Below are 19697 nucleotides of genomic sequence, written 5' to 3'. Positions count from 1 at the left end.
TTTAGCGTCCCTGGGGCTTCTTGGTAGCCGTCGCGGCGCCCGGAGGCGCTTCGCGCACGCCGCACACGGCCGCGACCGCCGACAGGCGATCGGTCGTGTTGGACGCGTTCAGCTTGTCCTTGTTCTTGTTGAGCATCTCGGTCGTGCGCACGCTGATCTCGGCCAGCGGCGCGCGATAGATGCAGGCGAAGATCGCGCTCTTCACCTGTTCGGGCACCTTGTCCGACTGGAGCCCGCCGATCATCGCGGCAAGCGTCTTGGAAGCGTTCTCCACCTCCTCGCGGCTGGGCTGGCCTGCGGCCTGCCTGGGCGCCGCCTTGGCAGCGCCGCTCTTGGCCTTTTGCGCCGAGGCGGCGGGGCTGAGGACCAGGGCGGCCGCGGCCGCGAGAGGGAGGAGAAGCTTCATACGCGTTACTCTCGTTACTCAGTCCGCGCGGCGGACGTAGGTCTGCTCGTACACGTCAACCACGATGCGGGTTCCGCTGGCGATGTGCGGCGGCACCATGACGCGCACGCCATTGTCCAGCACGGCCGGCTTGTAGGAGGAAGAAGCCGTCTGCCCCTTCACCACCGCATCCGCCTCGACGATCGTTGCTTCGATCGTGTCGGGCAGCTGGACGCTGATCGCTTCCTCGTCATACAGCTCCATCACGACGTCCATGCCGTCCTGCAGGAAGGCAGCGGCGTCGCCGAGGAGGTCGCGCGGAAGCGAGGTCTGGTCGTAGGTTTCCTTGTCCATGAAGACGAGCATGTCGCCTTCCGGGTACAGGAACTGGAAGTCCTTGGTGTCGAGGCGCACGCGCTCGACCGTCTCTGCCGAGCGGAAGCGGACGTTGTTCTTGCGGCCGTCGCGCAGGTTCTTGAGTTCCACCTGCATATAGGCGCCACCCTTGCCAGGCTGGGTGTGCTGGATCTTCACCGCACGCCAGATGCCGCCTTCATATTCGATGATGTTGCCGGGACGGATGTCGACGCCGCTGATCTTCATGCTGGAACCTGTGGTGGAAAGAGCCAAGGGCCGGCGACTTGCACGTCGCCCGGGCCACGATGCGCGCGGCTTTAGCCGCCGCCGCCGGTTCCGGCAAGCAGCGGATAGGGGTTGAGCGGCATGCCCTGGTGCCAGCGCTCGCCCGCGGCCATGTGCTTGACCGCGAAATGGAGGTGGGGGCCCTCGGGGCTGGCGTTGCCGGTGGAGCCGACGGTGCCGATCCCCTGCCCCTGGCGCACCAGCTGCCCCTCCTGCAAGCCCGCGGCATAGGCGTCCAGGTGCGCGTAATAGTCGATGTGCGCGCCATCGGCGGTGCGGATGTAGATGGTGCGGCCGCCGGCCGCGCTGTCGAACAGCTTCTCGACGCGCCCGCCGCGGGCGGCGAGCACGGGCGTGCCGCGCGGCGCCATGATGTCGATCGCCTGGTGCTCGCGCGCGCCGCCTTCGCGGCTCTGGTGCCAGGTGTCGACGAGTTGGTCGGGCGCGATGCCGGCGACGGGGACGATGAGGCCGGCCGCGTTGGCGCGCAGCCGCGCGGTGGGTGGGGCGACGGCCGGTGCCGAGCCCGCGCCCGGTGGCGGTGGTGTGGTGCCCGGCGACAGCATCAGGGCGAATGCGCCGCCGGCGAGCACCAGCAGCAGCAGGATCGACCAGCCGAGCCGGTTCATGGTTGGTGCCCCCGCCGTCCGGGGGTGCCGCCGATTGCTGCTCGACCCATCATCCGCTCCCAAGATGTTTCGGGTGGAGAACGTTCGAGGGCGTGGTGGTATCCCGGCCCCCCGGCCCCCCGCAAGCGTGACTTCTGCGGAACAGGGCTGCCGCCGTTGCTCGGCCAAACCCGTATTCCTGCGTAGACAGGAATCCAGGGCGAGGCAGACCAACGACTTGCGGTGCTTGGAACCCTGAGCTCCCGCCTGCGCGGGAGCGCAGCGACGTGAGGCTTAGTGCGTTTTGCCGTTCGCGAGCAGCTCGGCGAAGGCGCGGACCGCGGCGGCTTCGTCGCCGTTCCAGACCGAGCCGCTCACCGCCAGGAAATCGGCGCCGGCGTCGATCAGCGGCTGCGCGTTGTCCGGCGTGATGCCGCCGATCGCGACGCAGGGAAGCTCGAACAGCGTGGTCCACCAGGACAGGATCGCCGGCTCCGCACGATGGCGGACTTCCTTGGTGGTGGTGGGGTAGAAGCTGCCGAAGGCGACATAATCGGCTCCCGCCTCCCCCGCCCCCATCGCCAGGTGGCGGCTGTCGTGGCAGGTCACGCCGATCTGCACCGACGGGCCGAGTGCCGCGCGGGCCTCACGCGGATCGCCGTCTTCCTGGCCGAGGTGGACACCGTCCGCGCCCAACCGCTTGGCGAGGCTGACGCTGTCGTTGACGATGAACGCCACGTCGCGATCGGCGCAGAGGCGCTGGAGCGGTTCGGCAAGGCGCGCGGCGGCGTGCTGGTCCATGTCCTTCACACGAAACTGGAAAGCCGCGACGGGGCCGGCGTCGAGCGCGCGGGCGAGCCGGTCCGGGAAGGTGCCGGACACGTCGAGCGGGGAGACCAGGTAGAGCTGCGCAGCCGGCCGGCGGTTGTGGCTCTCGAATTGGTCCGCGAAGCCCTCCAGCGCGTTGTCGGCTTCGAGGTCATCTTCGGGATCGTGCATGGAAAGCTCCGGGTTCGCGGCAGTTCGGGTGGGGTGTTCGGGTTGGATCTACCCGCATTGCCGTGGCCGCTTCTACCCCGAGAAGCTGGCGGTCAAGCGCTGGTTCGCCTTCTATGCCGAGCATTTCGACACGGTGGAGATCAACAACAGCTTCTACCGGCTGCCGAAACCCGAGACGTTCGACGGCTGGGCGGCGCAGGCGCCGGCGGGTTTTCGCTATGCGGTGAAGGCCAATCGCTTCCTGACCCAGGCCAAGAAGCTGAAGGATTGCGAGGAGCCGATGGCGCGGATGATGCCGGCGTTCCGGCATTTGGGCGAGACACTGGGGCCGGTGCTCTACCAGCTGCCGCCGCGGTTCAAGCTCAACCTGGAGCGGCTGGAGACGTTCTTACAGCTCGTGCCAAAGGACGTCGTCAACGTCTTCGAATTCCGGGAAAAGAGCTGGTACGACGACCGGGTGTTCGCGCTGCTGGAGCGATACGGCGCGAGTTTCTGTGCGCATGACATGCCGGGATCCGACAGTCCGGACCTGGCGGTGGGGCCGGTCGCGTACGTCCGCTTTCATGGTGGCGAGGGGAAATACTGGGGGCGTTATTCCGAGGAGCGCCTGCTGCGCTGGACGGACTGGATGATGGCGCAAGTGCGCGCCGGGCGCGAAGTGTGGGCGTATTTCAACAATGATGCCGAGGCGCATGCCATTCACGATGCGCTGACGCTGAAGGCGATGCTGCGGCAGGCCGGGCGGTAGCCGGGCGCGCGGTAAACATCACTCCATGGTACCCCGGCGTAGGCCGGGGTCCAGTTGCGGGCGGCTCGCGAGATGCGGAAAGGTTTCCCAACTGGGCCCCGGCCTTCGCCGGGGTACGAGAAGCGGATGCGATCAGGCGCCGGCGAGGAAGCTGCCGGGGACCGGGCGGGTTTCGGCGCTGAGGTCAAAGCCGGCGATCAGGGGGCGACCCTTGGCGATCGCGTCCTGAACGGCGGGGAGCTTCAGCGAGGCGGCATGGCTTTCCTTGCTGTCCCAAAGCTCGGTGATCCAGATCGCGTCCGGATCCGCCGCGTCCTCGGCGATGAGATAGGCGAGGCAGCCCGGCATCGCCCCGGTTCCGCTCGCAAGGATGGCGACGAGCTCGGCACGGGTGCCGGGCTTTGCCTTGATCTTGCCGATCATGCCGAAACCTGCGGTCGTGCCTGCCATCGCCACCTCCCCCTTGAGAAGGCGCCCGCCGACCAGCGCGAGCGCAAGCCCGGCCAGAAGCGGGCGCCGCTCCATCAGTCCTGACCCTGGTAGATGCCGACGATCTTGTCGAGCATCGCCAGTGCCTCGTCGCGCGGGCGCTGGAAGGTGTTGCGGCCGATGATCGAGCCATTGCCACCGCCGTCGCGAATGTCGCGTGCGTCCTGGTAGACGGCATCAGCCCCCTTGGCCGCGCCGCCCGAGAAGACGACGATGCGACGGCCGTTGAAGCAGCTCTTCACGACATGGGCAACGCGCTTGGCCTGGGTGGAAGCGTCGAAGCCCTCATAGACCTTCTTGGCTTCCTTTTGCTCGATATGGTCGGTCGGCAGCTTCACCTTGATGATGTGCGCGCCGAGCAGCGCCGCCATGTGCGCGGCATAGGCGCCGACATCGAGCGCGAGCTCACCCTGCTTCGACAGGGTACCGCCGCGCGGATAGGACCAGATCACGGTGGCGATGCCGACTGACTTGGCCTGAGCCGAAAGCTCGCGGATCTCCTCCATCATGTCGAACACGTCGTCGGCGCCCGGATAGATGGTGAAGCCGATCGCCGAGCAGCCGAGGCGGAGCGCGTCGTCGACGCCGCCGGTCACGGCCTGGTTGATGCCGGTCGCCCAGCTGTTCGACGAATTGACCTTCAGGATCGTCGGGATCTGGCCCGCGAACGTGCCGGCACCCGCCTCCAGCATGCCAAGCGGCGCTGCATAGGCGGAGAGGCCGGCGTCGATCGCGAGCTGGAAGTGGTAGTGCGGGTCATAGGCCGGCTCGTTGACCGCGAAGCTGCGCGCCGGACCGTGCTCGAACCCCTGGTCGACCGGCAGGATGACCAGCTTGCCGGTGCCGCCCAGCCGACCCTGCATCAGGATGCGGGCGAGGTTCGCCTTCACGCCTGGATTGTCGGACTCGTAGTTCGCTAGAATCGCTCTGACGGTCGGCGTCATTTGGTAGGCTCCCATGCTTGTATGCTGCGACTATTATCGCTTGCCTGACCTCGTTAGGCGGGCACCGCGCACCCCACAAGCTCGCGTCCGCCTTGGGAACGTTCACCTCGTCGCACTGCAACAAAAGAAGGGGGCGGTGCGTATCTCCGCCATGCGATTCCGGCCCCTCGCGACCCCGGCCCGCCGCCCGCTGACGCCTGGCGAGACGGCAATGCTGCGCGGCGTGTTCGCCGAGGGGATCGACTATGCGCGGGTGCGGATCCACGCGCGCAAATGGTGGCCGGTGTTTCCCGCGGAACGGCCCATGGCGCCGAACGGCCACGCCTATTTCCCCGGAGGCAGCCATGTGCCCGACTTTGCGGCGTCCGAGGTGCCGCTGTGGCGCAAGGCCAGCTTCGTGCACGAGGGTACTCACCTCTACCAATGGTACGGGCTCAAGCAGTGGGTGTGGGTGCGTGGCCCGTTCCAGCGCAACTACGACTATCGGCTGGAGGTGGGGAAGCCGTTCACCGCCTATGGGCTGGAGCAGATGGGGATGATCGCCCAGCATTATTTTACGCTGGCCAGCGGCGGCCGCATTCCCCTGCCTTATGTGCTCGCCGACTACGCGCCGCTGCTGCCGCTGAAATGAGGCAGGCGTGGATTGCAGGGCTGCCCGCGTTGCTGCTGGCGGCATGCTCGCAGCAGCAGCCCGACCAACCGTTCGAGTCGCATTCGGCCAAGCGCGCGACCGACTGGATCGTCGAAGAGGCACTGGCCAACGAGCCGCCGGACTATGGCCGGGCGATCACCGCGATCGCGCGGTCAGGCCGGCCGGCAGCAACGATCGCGCTGGAGACCGGTAATCTGATCGTCGCGGGACATCGCGAGGCGCAGCCGGAACGCCGGCCTGCCGAGACGCTGGACCAGGGGCTGGCGCTGCTCGAACGCGCTGCAAGGAGTCGGGGCGAAGCTGCGGATATTGCGCCACAACATCTCAGGCTCTGGTTCGAACGCGGGGTCGGCAGCGGTGCTCATGCGGCGATGGCGCCACAGCCGGCACTCGCACGCTGCTGGGCGGCGGTGGAGGTCCGGGAGAAGCGCCCCGCGAGCTGCATCGCCATGCGAGCCGAAGGGCAGTAGGAGGCTGGCGAGCGCCTCTCAAGTAGAGGGTACCCCGGCGCAGGCCGGGGCACCGAAAGCGTGGGTTAACCCGCGAGCGCGGCGACCCCGGGAAGCTCGCGGCCTTCCATCCACTCCAGGAACGCGCCGCCTGCCGTGGAAACAAAGGTGAAGGCGCCGGCAGCACCGGCCTGGTTGAGCGCCGCGACCGTGTCGCCGCCGCCCGCCACCGACACGAGCGAACCGTCGCTGGTGAGCGCCGCTGCGGTCTTGGCAAGCGACACCGTGGCGGCGTCGAACGGCGGCGTCTCGAACGCGCCCAGCGGGCCGTTCCACACCAGGGTGCGGCAGTTCTTGAGCACGTCGCCAAGCGCCTCCACCGCGGCCGGGCCGACGTCGAGGATCATCTCGTCGGCGGCGACTTCGTGGACGTTGACGGTGCGGGTCGCGGGGTTCGGGCGGAATTCGGTTGCGACTACCACGTCATACGGCAGGTGAATGGTGCAGCCGGCCTTGTCGGCGGCTTCGAAGATCTCGTCGGCAGTGCCGGTGAGGTCGTGCTCGCACAGGCTCTTGCCGACATTCACGCCGCGGGCGGCCAGGAAGGTGTTGGCCATGCCGCCGCCGATGATGAGGTGGTCGACGCGGCCGACGAGGTGCTTGAGCACGTCGAGCTTGGTCGAGACCTTGGCGCCGCCGACAACGGCTGCGACGGGATGCTCGGGGCTGCCGAGCGCCTTGTCGAGCGCGTCGAGTTCGGCCTCCATCTGACGACCCGCGAATGCCGGCAGCTTGTGGGCGAGGCCTGCCGTCGAGGCATGGGCGCGGTGCGCGGCGGAGAAGGCGTCGTTGACGTAGAGGTCGCCCAGCGCTGCGAAGCGATCGACCACGGCCGGATCGTTCTTTTCCTCGCCACCGAAAAAGCGGGTGTTTTCCAGCAGCGCGATGTCGCCGGGCTGGAGCGTGGCGATGGCGTCGGCGGCCCCTTCCCAGTCGACGTAGCGGACCGGACGGCCGAGCACCTGGCCGAACGGGATCGCCAGCTGGGCGGTCGAGAACTCGGGGCTCGGCACGCCCTTGGGGCGGCCGAAGTGGGCGAGCACCAGTACGATCGCGCCGCGATCGGCGAGTTCGGTGACGGTCGAGATTGCTGCGCGCAGGCGGGTGTCGTCGGTGACATGGCCGTCGGCCATCGGCACGTTCAGATCCTCACGGACCAGCACGCGCTTGCCCGAGATCTCACCCATGTCGTCCAGGGTCTTGAAATTGCGTGTCATGTCTCGATCCTGATTGTGTCGCCCACGGCGATCGTTCCGCCCACCAGCACCCGCGTGCACGCGCCGCCGCGCCAATCGGGCAGCAGCGCCTCAAACAGCCCCGGCACCAGCGCATCCATGCGCTGGCAGGGGTCGCATTCACAGGTGATTTCCAGCACCACGTCGCCAATCCGCAGCCGGGTGCCGGGCACCTGCGGAAGATCGAACCCGTCTACCAGCAGGTTCGCGCGGCGTTCCTGCCACGGCAGTCGATGGTCGACCTGAGCCGTCGCAGCTTCCCAGTCGCGGCGCTCCATCAGTGTCACCTGGCGCTTGCCGGTACCGTTAGGCTTGCGTCGGCCGCGGTGGTCGCCGGCGATGCCGGCTTCCACGCTGACCTCGGCGCGGTCGAGCACCTCCATCGGCGCTCGTGGAGCCGCATGGCGCGCGATGCCGGCAAGGATGCCGACCCGCGCGCCCGCTTGCCCGTCCGGCTCGGCATCCGCCAGCACGACGGGCATCGGCATCAGCCGAGCTTGGCCATCGCGCAGGCGGTGTCGACCATGCGGTTGGAGAAGCCCCACTCATTGTCGTACCAGCTGACGACGCGCACCAGCTTGCCGTCGATCACGGCCGTCTCCAGGCTGTCGACGGTCGAGGATGCCGGCGTGTGGACGATGTCGATCGAGACCAGCGGCTCGTCCGAATAGACCAGGATGCCCTTGAGCGGGCCCTCTTCCGACGCCGCCTTCAGGATGGCATTGACCTCATCCTTGGTCGTGTCGCGCTTCGGCGTAAAGGTCAGGTCGACCAGGCTGCCGTCCGGCACGGGCACGCGAACCGACGAACCGTCGAGCTTGCCCTTGAGCTCCGGAAGCACCTCACCCACCGCACGGGCAGCGCCCGTGGTGGTCGGGATGATCGACATGGCGGCCGCACGTGCGCGGCGCAGGTCCTTGTGGATCTGGTCCAGGATCTTCTGGTCGTTGGTATAGGCGTGGATCGTGGTCATCAGGCCACGCTCGATGCCGATCGAGTCGTTCAGCACCTTGGCGATCGGCGCCAGGCAGTTGGTGGTGCACGATGCGTTGGAGACGATCGTGTGGCCGGCCTCCAGCTTGTCGTGGTTGACGCCATAGACGACGGTCAGGTCGACGTTCTTGCCAGGAGCCGAGATCAGCACCTTCTTGGCGCCGGCATCGATGTGCTTCTGCGCGCTGTCGCGGTCGGTGAAGAAGCCGGTGCACTCCAGCACCAGATCGACGCCGTTCTCGCCGTGCGGCAGGTTCGCAGGGTCGCGCTCTGCCGTCACCTTGATGCGCTTGCCATCGATGACCAGGTCGTTACCGTCGGCCGACACGTCGCCTGGATAGCGGCCGTGGATGCTGTCACGGCTGAACAGCCATGCGTTGGACTTGGCGTCCGACAGATCGTTGATGGTGACCAGTTCGAGGCCGCAGTCCGGGCGCTCCAGAATGGCCCGCGCCACCAAGCGGCCGATGCGCCCGAAGCCGTTGATCGCTACCTTTGTCATATTGCCGATCCTTTCAGAGGGATGGTCCAAAGCCCGCGTCGCCGCAGGCTCAATTCTCGAGCGCAGCCGCAACCTTGGTGGCGATGGCGTCCGCGGTCAGTCCGAAATATTCGTAGAGCTTGGGCGCCGGAGCCGAGGCGCCGAACCGGTCGATGCCGAAGCGCAGACCATCGAGCCCGGTATAGCGTTCCCAGCCCATGGTCGTGCCGGCCTCGATCGAAACGATCAGGGCGTCCTTGGGCAGCACGTCGCGACGATAGTCGACAGGCTGTGCGTCGAAGCGCGACCAGCAGGGCATGGATACCACATCGGCACCGATGCCCTTGGCTTCAAGCGCTGCACGGGCTTCGACCGCAATCTCTACCTCTGAACCGGTGGCGACGAGCACGACGCGGCGCGGCGCTTCGGCGGCAACCAGGCGGTAGGCACCCTTGGCCGAGCGGTTCTCCGACGCGTCGGTGCGCAGCTGCGGCAGGTTCTGACGCGACAGGGCGAGCAGCGACGGGCCGGTCGCGTCGCGCAGCGACAGCTCCCAGCATTCGGCGGTCTCGATCGTGTCGCACGGACGGTACACGTCGAGGTTGGGGATCAGGCGCAAGCTGTTGAGATGCTCGATCGGCTGGTGGGTCGGACCATCCTCGCCAAGGCCGATCGAATCATGCGTCATCACATAGACGACGCGCGCGTTCTGAAGCGCGGACAGGCGGATCGCCGGGCGGGCATAATCTGCGAACACCAGGAAGGTCCCGCCATACGGAATGATGCCGCCGTGCAGCGCCATGCCGTTCATCGCCGCCGACATGCCGAACTCGCGGATGCCATAATAGACATAGCGACCGGAATAGTCGTCGCGGGTGAGCGGCTGGGTCGCCTTGGTCTTGGTGTTGTTGGAGCCGGTGAGGTCGGCCGAACCGCCAACCGTCTCCGGCAGCAGGTCGTTGATCGCGCCCAGCGCCATTTCCGACGCCTTGCGGGTCGCGACCTTTTGCGGATTGGCGAGGAGGCCGTCGATGTACGGCTGGAGCGAGAAGCCCTCCGGCAGCTCGCCGGCCATGCGGCGGCGGAACTCTGCGCCCTGGGCGTCGGCGTCGCAGCGCGCTTCCCAGGCGAGGCGGAGGTCACGGCTGCGGACACCCGCCGCCGCCCAGGTCTCAACGATTGCTTCGGGCAGCTCGAACGCCTCTGGCTCCCAGCCCATGGCGAGGCGAGTCTTGGCGACGATGTCCGGGCCGAGCGCCGCGCCGTGGACGGCGCTGGTGCCCTCCTTGCCGGGCGCGCCCTTGCCGATGATGGTGCGGCAGGCGACGAGAGACGGGCGCGGATCGGCGATGGCTTCGTCGATCGCGCGGGCAATGTCGGCGGGGTCGTGACCGTCGCAGGCGACGGTGTGCCAGCCGGTGGCGGCATAGCGCGCAGCGATATCCTCGCTGGACGACAGCTCTACCGCCCCGTCGATGGTGATGCGGTTGTCGTCCCACAGCACGATCATGCGGCCGAGGCCGAGGTGACCCGCGAGACCGATGGCCTCGTGGTTGATGCCCTCCATCAGGCAGCCGTCGCCGGCGATCACCCAGGTGCGGTGGTCGACCAGATCATCGCCGAAGCCGGCGTTCAGGTGCCGCTCGGCCAGTGCCATGCCGACCGCGGTCGCGAGCCCCTGCCCCAGCGGGCCGGTGGTGGTCTCGATGCCGGGGAGTTCGAAATTCTCGGGGTGGCCGGCGCACGGGCTGTGCAGCTGGCGAAAGTTCTTGATGTCCTCGATCGTCGGACGCGCATGGCCGGTCAGGTGCAGCAGCGCATAGATCAGCATCGAGCCATGGCCGGCTGACAGCACGAAGCGGTCGCGATCGGCCCAATGGGGATCGGCGGCGTCGAACTTCAGATAGCGAGTCCACAGCACGGTCGCCACGTCGGCCATGCCCATCGGCATGCCGGGGTGACCGGAGTTGGCGGCCTCAACCGCATCCATCGCAAGCGCACGAATCGCGTTGGCGAGCAGGGTATCGGACGCAGCCATCAATCTTCCTTGCAGGCACGCGGCGCCGGTGGCCGCGCTTGGCTCGCCTTTGGGGCGGCGACCCGCCTTCGTCAACCGGCGAGCCGTGCTTGCCGCGACGGTTCCCCCTCCTTATCCGGGGACCATGGACCAGCCCCAAGCGAACCCCGGCCTTTCGCGCATCGACGCTGCGCTTGCGCGGATCGAGGCGGCGGCACGCGCGCGCCTGGCTGCCACCGACTCGCTGGAGCATCGCCACGCGGCGCTGCGCACGAGCATGGCGGAGGCGATCGCCGCCCTCGACCAGGTGATCGCCAGCGATGAAGGCACTGCGGAGGGAGACGCCTGATGGCGCAGGTCAGCTTCACCATCGCCAACCGCTCGCACAGCGTCGCCTGCCGCGATGGCGAGGAGCCGCATCTGCTGGCGCTCGTCGAGCGGCTGCAGCGCCATGCCCCGGCGGCGATGCGTGCGTCGGCCGGCACATCGGCGGAGCGCACGCTGCTGCTGATCGGGCTGATGCTGGCAGATGAGCTGGACGAGCGCGACCGGACACCCGCACCCGCTGCGCCGGCGCCGCAAGAGCCCGAACTGCCGCAGGATCTGCTGGATGAAATCGCCGAACGGCTGGAAGCAGTCGCTGCAGCCCTTGAGGATCGCGACCACGTCGCCTAAGTTGGTCCTCGGCGGGCACTGCCCGGTACGAGCCTTTATTATCCCTGAGGCTATTCATCATCCAATGGGGGCTGTCCCTGCTAGGATCCTGGTCCAAAGCACATGGTCCCCACCTGACGTACCGTGCGTCAGTGGATAACCCGGCCAACGGCCACGGCGGTCCCGCCACCCGCTCCCCCCGATGACTCTCGACAAAAAGGCCCTGCGCGCGCAGCTGCGCGCCGCCCGCGACCGGTTCTTCACCGAGCATCGCCCGCGGCTGCCCGTGCCCGATGTGCTGCGTGCGCGGCTGGCGCCGGGCGTCGTGGTTGCCAGCTACCTGCCGATCGGAAGCGAGGCGGACCCCGCCCCGCTGGTCGATGCCGCGCGGGAGGCCGGCTGCGTGCTGGCGCTCGCCTGGGTGGCGGATCGGGCGACGCCGATGGAGTTCCTGCGCTGGGACGCGGACACCGCGATCGAGGCGGGCCCGATGGGGCTGCGCCAGCCGTCGCGCAGCGCGCCCGTGGTGGCGCCGGACGTGATCCTGACGCCGCTGGTGGGATTCGATTCGACGCTCAACCGACTGGGCCAGGGAGCCGGCTTCTACGATCGGGCGTTCGCGCAGCATGGGGGCGCCTGGCGGCTGGGGCTCGCCTGGTCGGTGCAGCAGGTGCCCGAACTTCCCGCCGATCCTTGGGACGTGCCGCTGCACGCCATCCTCACAGAGCAGGCCCTGCACCTGCCGGAGCACCGCTGATGCAACCGACCTGGCGCAAACCCGTGGGGATGCTGGCCATCCTGGCGTTCATCCTGTTCTGGCTGGTCGCGGTGGCGAGCCTGTCCCCGTGGATCGGCGCCCTGCCCGCGCTGGTGCAGATGCTGGTCTATGGGGTTGCCGGGGTCGCGTGGATCGCGCCGCTGAAGCCGGCGCTGCGGTGGATGGAGACGGGCCGCTGGCGGCGCTGAGCTTGGGGCTCGAAGGGACACGCGGCCTTTCCTCGCCCGCCATATTCCTGCGAGGGCAGGGATCCAGGGCCAAGCCGACCAACGATCGTTCGCTCGTGGTACTCTGGGCTCCTGCCTTCGCAGGAACCCAATTGAGGCGCAGCGAGCAACGCCTGCCAACCCGTCGATGTGGAAGTGTTCGCAAGCGGCGGATCCTGCCATCGGCGGTTCCGCTGAACCGCTGCAATGGCGCGAGTGACGGGGCTCGAACCCGCGACCTCCGGCGTGACAGGCCGGCGCTCTAACCAACTGAGCTACACCCGCTCGCTTGCGAGGAGGCGGGCTCTAGGCGAGCAATCCGGACCTGTCAAAGCCAGATTGCCCTTCGGAGTACGATTTCCGTGAAAAAGTTTCGGACCCGTACCGAACGCGGGCGATCACGCGCGCACAGCGTCGCCGGTGCGGTAAAAAGCCAATGCTGGGAAGGTTTCGCAAGCGGCGGATCCTGCCATCGGCGGTTCCGCTGAACCGCTGCAATGGCGCGAGTGACGGGGCTCGAACCCGCGACCTCCGGCGTGACAGGCCGGCGCTCTAACCAACTGAGCTACACCCGCTTGCTTGCGAGGAGGCGGCCTCTAAGCGAGGTGCCGGGGGCTGTCAATCGGCTTTGTCGCTCGCCTTGTCCGCGAACGGCGAAGCCCCGGTCTGTACGGGCGTGCCCGGCGGCACCGCGTCCTTCACCAGCGTGCCATGTTCGAACAGGAAACCGGCGATGTCGGGCTTGCCCGCGGCGCGCACGACCGTCTGGATGATGATCAGCAGCGGCACGGCCAGCAGTGCACCGGGCGTTCCCCACACCCATCCCCAGAAGCTGAGCGCGACCAGGATCATCAGCGGGCTGATGGTCAGGCGGTGACCGACGATCAGCGGCGTGACGACGTTCGCCTCCACCAGATGCGCCCCGACCATGATCGCAGCCGGCAGCAGCGCCCACCACACGTCGGTAAAGGTCATCAGGCCGCCCAGCGCCAGCAGCGCCGCCGACAGGATCGGTCCGAAATAGGGGACATAGTTGAGCACCGCGACGATGCCGCCCCACATCAGCGGCGTCGGCATGCCCACGAACCACAGTGCCGCCGCCACCAGCGCCCCAAGCGTCAGGTTGATGAACGAGATGGTGCCGAGATAGGCGGAGGTGAAGTCGACCACGTCCTGGATGACGCGCGCCGTCGCCATGGCGCCGCCAAAGCTGTTCCGGCTGGTGATCGCCGAGCGCCGGAGCCGGGTCCAGCCGGCCAGAAAGAAATAGATCACCAGGATCGCGAAGAACATCTCGATCAGCGCGGAGGGCGCCGTGCTGGCGGTGAAATCGAGCAGCGAGGCCGGACGTTCGGTCGTGGTCGCTCCACCCTGCCGCACCGGCGTGTTGGCGACATTGGCGAGCAGCTCGTTCACGAACCGCTCCAGGTTGGAGTAGAAGTCGATCAGCGGCGCGATGTTCTGCTGCACGCGATCGATGCGTTCAGGCAAAATTTCCGCCCAGCCCCAGGCCGGCAGCACGATCGACGCGATCGCGCCATTGGCGACGATCAGGAACAGCAGCACGCAGACGAAAGCCGCGAGTGGTGCCGGCAGGCGGCGTCGCTCCAGCCATTCGAGCAGCGGCACCAGCGCGATCGCAATCACGATGGCAGCGGTGAGTGGCAGAAAGAACTGCGATCCGGCCTTGAGCGCGAAGGGAAGCGCCAGGAACAGCCCCGCGCCCGCAATCAGCGTCAGCGCGGCGAGCAGCCGGTCACGCCGCAGCTCGTCCTTGATGGAGGCCTCCAGCAGCTCCGGCAGGGCCTCCCCGGCGGCATCGGCCTGCGATGGAGAGGCGGCGCGAACGGTCTCGACGATTCCGGTGCGGTTCAAGTGCGGGTGTCCTTTCGTCCGCACCCTAGCGGCTTTCCGGGTCGGGGGAAGCCCGTGCCGCGCGCCCATCGATCGCGCATATGAAAGAGGTCGCCGAGCCCCCTCGGGGGCCCGGCGACCTCAAGCATGGTCAGCGGCCGGAAGCTCCAGCCCGGGAGACCATGCGAGCCGCAGTTCGATGCCCGGTCATACGACCAGGCAGCCGATCAGCGGCGCGTCTCCCGAACGAACTGAACCGACCCCATTGCTGAACCATGAGACATCGGATCACCTCCTTTCGCAAGTTGAGCTAAACCGTGACCACTGCTGCGATCACGAGAGGATTGTGTGCCAGCGCGGCCCTGCAAACAAGACTTGTAATGCAGGGCGAATTCCACGACCTTCTTGCGCCTGCCCGAGGTCAGGGCCGGCGGCACTCGCGGATCACGGCGCCGATCGCCGGATCGGCTGCAACCGCCAGCACTGGCCCCTCCCCCAGCGAAACGCCGATCGTCCCCTTGGCCGCTTGCAGCGCGGCCAGAAAGCGGTCGTCGATGCCCGCGCGCGCTTCCACCCGGCGCCCCATGGTCGCGGCGGGATAAGAGGCGGCAGCCATGCCGGTGACGATGCGCAGCATCGCGCCCCCATCGGCGGTGCCGCTGCGCAGAAAGACGAGCTCCCGCCGTGCGGAGTCGCAGCGCAGCGCAAAGGCACCGGTGCCGCCCGCATCGACGAAGCGTGTGTACCCGCCGCCCGAGGACCAGCGTCCCGCGGCGGGTGCAATGCCGGCGAGTTCGGGCGCGGGCAGTTCCCCCGGGGCCAGCGGCGCTCGATCGACCACTGCGCGCGTCGCGCTGGGGGTCGGCTGCGGTGTCGGGCTGGGCGCCGGGGCCGGCTGCTCGCCCGAACAGCCGGCAAGCGCGAGCGCCAGCAGCCCCGCGCGCCTGCGCATCAGCTGCGGCAGTCTTCCGTCAGGCGCAGCACCTCGGCCCAGGCCGGCACCACCAGCGCGGTCTGGCCGGGCAGATCGACGATAAAGCGACCGCGGCTGAAGCCCATGGCGTCGAGCAGCGAGTCCTGCGCCGGAAGTGCTGCAGCCACCGTGCCGGTACCGGCCGTGACCGGCAGCGTGCGCGACGTGCTCGACGTGCGGACGGTGAGCGCGCTTCCAGCGGCGGCCGACCCGGTGCGGGTGAGCGTGACTTGGCGACGCGCACGGTCGCACCGCAGCGTCAGCAGCGGCGCGGCTCCGGCAGCGCCGAAGGAAGCCACCGAGCCCTGCCCTTCCTGTGCATAGCGCCAGGTGCCGGGCGTCACCGGCCAGTCTCGCCAGTCGCCGACCGGGCGCGGCGCAACCGGAACGGGCGCAGCCACGGGTGCTGGCGGCGGGGGCGGCGGCCCCGGCGGCGGAGCGGAAGGGGCAACGCACTGGGTAAGGACCAAGAGCGGCAGGATGAGAACGATACGGCGCATACCAGGCTTATGGGCGAAGCCGGCGGGCGGCTCAACCACCCTGCCCCGGACGGCGCGGCCAGCGGTTCGCCGCATCTTTCCTGCCGGGCGCAGGCGGCGGTATCGTTCCGGCCATGACGATCCAGCTCATCTGCCTCGATGCCGACGACACGCTGTGGCACAACATGCGCCACTTCAACGCGACGGAAGAAGCGCTGCTCGCGCTGATCGAGCCGTTCGCGGCGCGCGACATCGCACGCGAGCGGCTGAATGCGTGCGAGAGCCGCAACTTGAAGCTGTACGGCTATGGCGCCAAGGGCTTCACCCTGTCGATGATCGAGACCGCCGCGGAGCTTGCCGGCGATCCGCTGCCCCGCGCGCTGATCGCCGATATCCTGGCGGCGGGTCGTGCGTTGCTGTCGCACCCGGTCGAGCTGTTCGAGGGCATTGCCGATACGCTGGAGCAGCTTGCCGAGCGCGCGCGGCTGGTGCTGGTGACCAAGGGCGACCTGCTCCATCAGGAAGCGAAGCTTGCTGCCTCTGGTCTGGGCGACCGGTTCAGCGGCATCGAGATCGTGAGCGACAAGACGCCCGACACCTTTCGGCGGTTGTTCGCGAAGGAGGGTGTCGCGCCATACGAAGCGGTGATGGCGGGCGACTCGCTGCGCTCCGACATCAACCCCGCGCTGGAAGCGGGCGCCTGGGCGGCGTTCATCCCGCAGGAGGGCGCCTGGGCGCACGAGAACGGCCGGCTGCCCATCGACCATCCGCGCTTCCGCCAGCTGGCGAGCCTGGCCGAACTGCCGGGGTGGATTGATACCCTGGGGTAAGGGCGGCGGCTCGCGAAGTGCGTGCCAGCCGCGGGGAAGCCTCCGCAAACGAAAATGGCCCCGATTGCTCGGGGCCATTCGCTGATCGAAGATTACAAGATCAGAACTTGATGTTGGCGTTCGCGAAGAACGAACGACCGACATAGTCGTAGCCGGAATAGAGCGGTGCGTTGGCAATGGTCGTGTAACCGGTTGCCGTGATCCGCGGCGGCTTGGTGTTCAGCATGTTGCGGACACCCACAGTCAGCTGCAGGCGCTTCTCCACGTTGAACTGCGCGGAGAGCGAATGCAGGAAGTAGTCATCCGCTTCGAGATAGTAGTTGTCGCGGTACGCCTGCACCGTTTCCGGATCCGTGATGCCCGTGACGTTATCGAACGCGAAATACTCATAGGTCTTGCTGTGATCGCCATCGATCCAGTCGAGACCGTAGCGAATCGTCACAGCGTCGAAGCGGAAGGTCGCGTCGAAGTTTCCGACCCAGTCCGGCGACGTCAGCGTGCCGTTGGCGTCTGCAAGATACTCTTCCGGGAACAGTCGGGTCGACTGCTCGGTGTACTTGGTAACACCTGCGTTCAGGATGAACCGGCCACCAAAGAGATCCCGAGCGTAGCGGCCGTTGAACTCGAAGCCCTTCACGATGTTCTCGGACAGGTTCACATAGCTGCTGGTCACGACCAGCCCATTGTTGGCGTCACGCTCGACGAACCGGCAGAGACCTTCGGTCGGATTGAAGTTCTCGGCGCCATAGCAGCGGGCGAGGATCACCGATCCCGAAAGGTCCGAGACGCCGTTGTCGACCTTGATGTCGAAATAGTCGAGCGACAGCGACAGGGAGCCGACCGAGTCCGGCAGCGGAGGACGGACAACCGCACCCACCGTCCAGTTGGTCGACGTCTCTGCGCTCAGACCCGCCTCGGCGCCGCCGACTCGGAAAGTCTGGACGCTGTTGCGCTGCTCGAAATCGGCAGGGAGGCCGATGGACGCGCAGTTGCGTGCGTAGATCTGCTGGACGGGCGACTGGTCACCGGCCGCCGGCAGCGCGCTGCACGGATCGCTGTTGGTGCTCAGGAAGCCGCTGGTTGCGCCAAGATACTGCTCCGCAAGCGCCGGGGCGCGATAGGAAGTACCATAGCTGCCACGGAAGCCGAGGCCGCGGAACGGCTCCCACTCCGCCGCGATCTTGTAGGTCCAGTCCGAACCATAGGACGCATAGTCCGTGAACCGCGCCGAGCCGGTGAAGTTCAGCCGGTAGAAGAACGGCTTGTCGGCCAGCAGCGGCACGAAGATTTCGCCAAAGGCTTCCTTGACGTTGTCCTTGCCGACCGTCGGCGTGGCGGCGGTCAGGCCGAACAGGTTGCCGTTGACCGAGTTCGGGTCGGGCTGGTCGTTGATGCTCTGGCGGCGATGCTCGACGCCCAAGGCAAGCTGGACGTCGCCGCCCGGCAGGGCGAACAGCGGACCGTCGATGTTGAAGGCGTAGGTCGTCTCGCGGAACTGCGTCTTACCGATGGTGTTCGCAACGATGTAGTTACGGAACGCCTCGGGAAGGTCGCCACCGATCACCGCCGCGCTGAGCGCCGGCGCGGCAACGCAGTTCGGGTTTGAGGCAAGGCTCGCGCAGCTGAAGGTGCCGTCGCCGTTCGCCACAACGTTCAGCGAATTCGCCAGGCGATCGGTAAGGAAGGACTCCGCCTCGTAGGTGCCGTCGTTCCACGACTTACCGACATAAGCGTCATAGCGCCACTTCGGGAAGAAGAAGTCACCGCGGATGCCGCCCGACGCGCGGACATAGTCAACAGTCTGGTTCGACGACGTCAGGCCGTAACCGATGAACGCACGCGCCGCGATGTTCTGGCCGCTCGACGTCTCCGTCGGGTTTGCGAACACGCCGTCGCGGATGCTCTCGGGAAGCAGCGGGCTGCCCTGGAGGTAGTCGAGCGACAGCTGGCGATAGAGCGGCGACGACGACTTGCGGCGGGTGGCCAGCACTTCGCCATAGACTTCCGCGTCGCCCAACGCGTTCAGCTTGTAGGTAGCCGAGAGATAGCCGGTGTAGGTCTTCTGACCAGTGATCAGCGGCTCTTCTTCCTGCTCCGGATCATAGCTGTCGCGGTCATAGCTGCCGACGCCCAGGTATCCGGGGAACGGACCGGTAGTCACGCCAGGCGCCGGAACGAAGCGGTTGAAGCGTCCGACGGCACCGCTGGTGCGGCCGATCGCATCCCGCGTGGGAAGGCCCAGGGTGTTGATGGTCACGCCGCCGTTGTCGATCGTGTAGCAGTTGCGCGGGTCGCCAACTGGATACGCATCGCCCGAGCCGAATTCGGAACCTTCGCCATTCAGGAAGCCGCCGATCGGGCAGTCGAAGAACGACACGTCCTTGCGCGCCAGCGCGTCGCGCTTGCGATATTCCAACGATCCGACGACGCTGAGCCGGTCAGCTTGGAAGCCGAACGAGGCGCTGACACGACGATCGATGCCGGCACCGACCTCGGGCACGTTGGTCTGCATGTCGAGCTGCAGGCCGCGAAGAGCGTTGTCGGTGATGATGTTCACCACACCCGCGACGGCGTCCGAGCCATAGACCGACGAGGCGCCGGCCTTGAGCACTTCGATGCGCTCAACGAGCGCATTCGGCAGGACGTTGAGGTCGGCTGCGAGCAGCGAACCGCGCGTACCGCCCGGCGCGAGCCGGCGACCGTTCAGCAGCGTCAGCGTGCGCGACGGCCCGAGGCCGCGCAGGCCGATGGTGTTCGCACCAGTGCCGCCGTCCGTCACGAAGCCGCCGTAGGCGTTGTTGATCTGGGAAGCACCCTGCGTAACCGCAGCGCTCTGCAGCGCGTCCGCCGGACTCGCGAAGCCGGCCTGGGTGATCTCTTCACGACCGATAACGGTCAGCGGCTCCGCGACCGAGAATTCATCGCGGCGAATGCGCGAACCGGTGACGGTGATCTCGCCAGCGTCCGGAGCTGCTTTGGCGCGCGGAGACTCCGGGCTTTCAGCATCTTCGGGAACCTGCGTGGGATCCGGGCTCACTGCCGACTGTGCGAAACCAGGCACAGCGGAAGCGATTGCGAGCGGCAGCAACGCCGCTGCGGCGTACAGATGACAAGACTTCACAGAAATAACCCCCGTTGTTCTGCTCTCTAAGAGCTTGGAACTGGGGCATAAGAAATTTTGCGGAGAGCTTGTTCAAGTCGAACTTGGCGGCAATGTGAAG

General features: G+C 67.4%; 22 protein-coding genes and 2 tRNA genes. 8 read left to right on the top strand and 16 right to left on the bottom strand.

Going from position 1 to position 19697, the window contains the following annotated elements; genetic code table 11:
• Position 1: 1 nt before the first annotated feature.
• The 4 genes from LK533_RS03970 to thiE form a co-directional block, all read right to left on the bottom strand.
• Entirely contained in the window at positions 2 to 406 is a 405-nt protein-coding gene (locus LK533_RS03970; protein ID WP_229361460.1) for a hypothetical protein, read from the bottom strand.
• 18 nt (positions 407 to 424) lie between these two features.
• Positions 425 to 988 (bottom strand): elongation factor P, encoded by a 564-nt coding sequence (gene efp, locus LK533_RS03965; RefSeq protein WP_229361459.1) that lies wholly within the window; start codon positions 986 to 988, stop codon positions 425 to 427.
• A 71-nt stretch (positions 989 to 1059) separates the two neighbouring features.
• Positions 1060 to 1656, bottom strand: a complete 597-nt coding sequence (locus LK533_RS03960) for a M23 family metallopeptidase (protein WP_229361458.1) — start codon at positions 1654 to 1656, stop codon at positions 1060 to 1062.
• Between the two features lie 273 nt (positions 1657 to 1929).
• Positions 1930 to 2634, bottom strand: a complete 705-nt coding sequence (thiE, locus tag LK533_RS03955; RefSeq protein ID WP_229361457.1) for a thiamine phosphate synthase — start codon at positions 2632 to 2634, stop codon at positions 1930 to 1932.
• Between thiE and LK533_RS03950 the strand changes: the two genes are divergently transcribed.
• Positions 2633 to 3382 (top strand): DUF72 domain-containing protein, encoded by a 750-nt coding sequence (locus tag LK533_RS03950; protein ID WP_229361456.1) that lies wholly within the window; start codon positions 2633 to 2635, stop codon positions 3380 to 3382. The genes thiE and LK533_RS03950 overlap by 2 nt on opposite strands.
• A gap of 132 nt (positions 3383 to 3514) precedes the next feature.
• On the opposite strand, the gene LK533_RS03945 is transcribed toward LK533_RS03950, so the two are convergent.
• Both LK533_RS03945 and LK533_RS03940 read right to left on the bottom strand, forming a co-directional pair.
• Entirely contained in the window at positions 3515 to 3907 is a 393-nt protein-coding gene (locus LK533_RS03945; protein WP_420705809.1) for a putative quinol monooxygenase, read from the bottom strand.
• The gene (locus tag LK533_RS03940; RefSeq protein ID WP_229361455.1) at positions 3907 to 4815 is read right to left on the bottom strand and encodes a class I fructose-bisphosphate aldolase; all 909 of its coding nucleotides are present in this window, start codon (positions 4813 to 4815) and stop codon (positions 3907 to 3909) included. Before LK533_RS03940 ends, LK533_RS03945 begins: the two co-directional genes overlap by 1 nt.
• Positions 4816 to 4966: 151 nt before the next feature.
• Here LK533_RS03940 and LK533_RS03935 point away from each other — a divergent pair, with 151 nt between their 5' ends.
• A complete protein-coding gene (locus tag LK533_RS03935; protein WP_229361454.1) occupies positions 4967 to 5446 on the top strand; it encodes a vgr related protein in 480 nt (159 codons plus the stop codon).
• Entirely contained in the window at positions 5443 to 5937 is a 495-nt protein-coding gene (locus LK533_RS03930; protein ID WP_229361453.1) for a hypothetical protein, read from the top strand. Before LK533_RS03935 ends, LK533_RS03930 begins: the two co-directional genes overlap by 4 nt.
• 65 nt (positions 5938 to 6002) lie before the next feature.
• Here LK533_RS03930 and LK533_RS03925 read toward each other — a convergent pair whose 3' ends face one another.
• Genes LK533_RS03925 through tkt form a run of 4 tightly spaced genes read right to left on the bottom strand, consistent with a single transcriptional unit; the run spans position 6003 to position 10723 of the window.
• Positions 6003 to 7193, bottom strand: a complete 1191-nt coding sequence (locus LK533_RS03925; RefSeq protein WP_229361452.1) for a phosphoglycerate kinase — start codon at positions 7191 to 7193, stop codon at positions 6003 to 6005.
• Positions 7190 to 7693: an MOSC domain-containing protein gene (locus LK533_RS03920; RefSeq protein WP_324255262.1), complete on the bottom strand. Its 504-nt coding sequence runs from the start codon at positions 7691 to 7693 to the stop codon at positions 7190 to 7192. Before LK533_RS03920 ends, LK533_RS03925 begins: the two co-directional genes overlap by 4 nt.
• Before the next feature lie 5 nt (positions 7694 to 7698).
• Positions 7699 to 8706 (bottom strand): type I glyceraldehyde-3-phosphate dehydrogenase, encoded by a 1008-nt coding sequence (gene gap, locus LK533_RS03915; RefSeq protein ID WP_229361451.1) that lies wholly within the window; start codon positions 8704 to 8706, stop codon positions 7699 to 7701.
• A 49-nt stretch (positions 8707 to 8755) separates the two neighbouring features.
• The gene (gene tkt / locus LK533_RS03910) at positions 8756 to 10723 is read right to left on the bottom strand and encodes a transketolase (RefSeq protein ID WP_229361450.1); all 1968 of its coding nucleotides are present in this window, start codon (positions 10721 to 10723) and stop codon (positions 8756 to 8758) included.
• Between the two features lie 124 nt (positions 10724 to 10847).
• Here tkt and LK533_RS03905 point away from each other — a divergent pair, with 124 nt between their 5' ends.
• The 4 genes from LK533_RS03905 (at position 10848) to LK533_RS03890 (ending at position 12322) form a co-directional block, all read left to right on the top strand.
• Positions 10848 to 11051 (top strand): hypothetical protein, encoded by a 204-nt coding sequence (locus LK533_RS03905; RefSeq protein WP_229361449.1) that lies wholly within the window; start codon positions 10848 to 10850, stop codon positions 11049 to 11051.
• Complete coding sequence (locus LK533_RS03900) at positions 11051 to 11377, top strand: cell division protein ZapA (RefSeq protein ID WP_229361448.1); 327 nt, start codon at positions 11051 to 11053, stop codon at positions 11375 to 11377. Before LK533_RS03905 ends, LK533_RS03900 begins: the two co-directional genes overlap by 1 nt.
• A 181-nt stretch (positions 11378 to 11558) precedes the next feature.
• Positions 11559 to 12113, top strand: a complete 555-nt coding sequence (locus tag LK533_RS03895; RefSeq protein ID WP_229361447.1) for a 5-formyltetrahydrofolate cyclo-ligase — start codon at positions 11559 to 11561, stop codon at positions 12111 to 12113.
• Positions 12113 to 12322: a DUF2842 domain-containing protein gene (locus tag LK533_RS03890; protein ID WP_229361446.1), complete on the top strand. Its 210-nt coding sequence runs from the start codon at positions 12113 to 12115 to the stop codon at positions 12320 to 12322. Before LK533_RS03895 ends, LK533_RS03890 begins: the two co-directional genes overlap by 1 nt.
• Before the next feature lie 226 nt (positions 12323 to 12548).
• Here the strand turns inward: LK533_RS03890 and LK533_RS03885 are convergent.
• From LK533_RS03885 to LK533_RS03865, 5 genes are all read right to left on the bottom strand, one after another.
• Positions 12549 to 12625, bottom strand: a tRNA-Asp gene (locus LK533_RS03885).
• Between the two features lie 213 nt (positions 12626 to 12838).
• A tRNA-Asp gene (locus LK533_RS03880) sits at positions 12839 to 12915 on the bottom strand.
• 43 nt (positions 12916 to 12958) lie between these two features.
• Positions 12959 to 14143, bottom strand: a complete 1185-nt coding sequence (locus LK533_RS03875; protein WP_229361743.1) for an AI-2E family transporter — start codon at positions 14141 to 14143, stop codon at positions 12959 to 12961.
• Between the two features lie 472 nt (positions 14144 to 14615).
• Positions 14616 to 15146, bottom strand: a complete 531-nt coding sequence (locus LK533_RS03870) for a hypothetical protein (RefSeq protein WP_229361445.1) — start codon at positions 15144 to 15146, stop codon at positions 14616 to 14618.
• Positions 15146 to 15667 carry a hypothetical protein gene (locus tag LK533_RS03865; RefSeq protein WP_229361444.1) on the bottom strand — a complete coding sequence of 174 codons (522 nt, stop codon included), beginning with the start codon at positions 15665 to 15667 and terminating at the stop codon, positions 15146 to 15148. Before LK533_RS03865 ends, LK533_RS03870 begins: the two co-directional genes overlap by 1 nt.
• 113 nt (positions 15668 to 15780) lie before the next feature.
• Here LK533_RS03865 and LK533_RS03860 point away from each other — a divergent pair, with 113 nt between their 5' ends.
• On the top strand, positions 15781 to 16476 hold the full coding sequence (locus LK533_RS03860) for an HAD family hydrolase (RefSeq protein ID WP_229361443.1): 696 nt from the start codon (positions 15781 to 15783) through the stop codon (positions 16474 to 16476).
• Between the two features lie 100 nt (positions 16477 to 16576).
• Here the strand turns inward: LK533_RS03860 and LK533_RS03855 are convergent, their stop codons facing one another.
• Positions 16577 to 19513 carry a TonB-dependent receptor plug domain-containing protein gene (locus tag LK533_RS03855; protein WP_229361442.1) on the bottom strand — a complete coding sequence of 979 codons (2937 nt, stop codon included), beginning with the start codon at positions 19511 to 19513 and terminating at the stop codon, positions 16577 to 16579.
• Positions 19514 to 19697 lie beyond the last annotated feature (184 nt).

Origin of the sequence: Sphingomonas sp. PL-96 (genome assembly GCF_020707215.1) — a bacterium.
Taxonomy (GTDB): Bacteria; Pseudomonadota; Alphaproteobacteria; order Sphingomonadales; family Sphingomonadaceae; genus Sphingomonas.
This window is presented reverse-complemented; position numbering and strand designations above follow the sequence as displayed.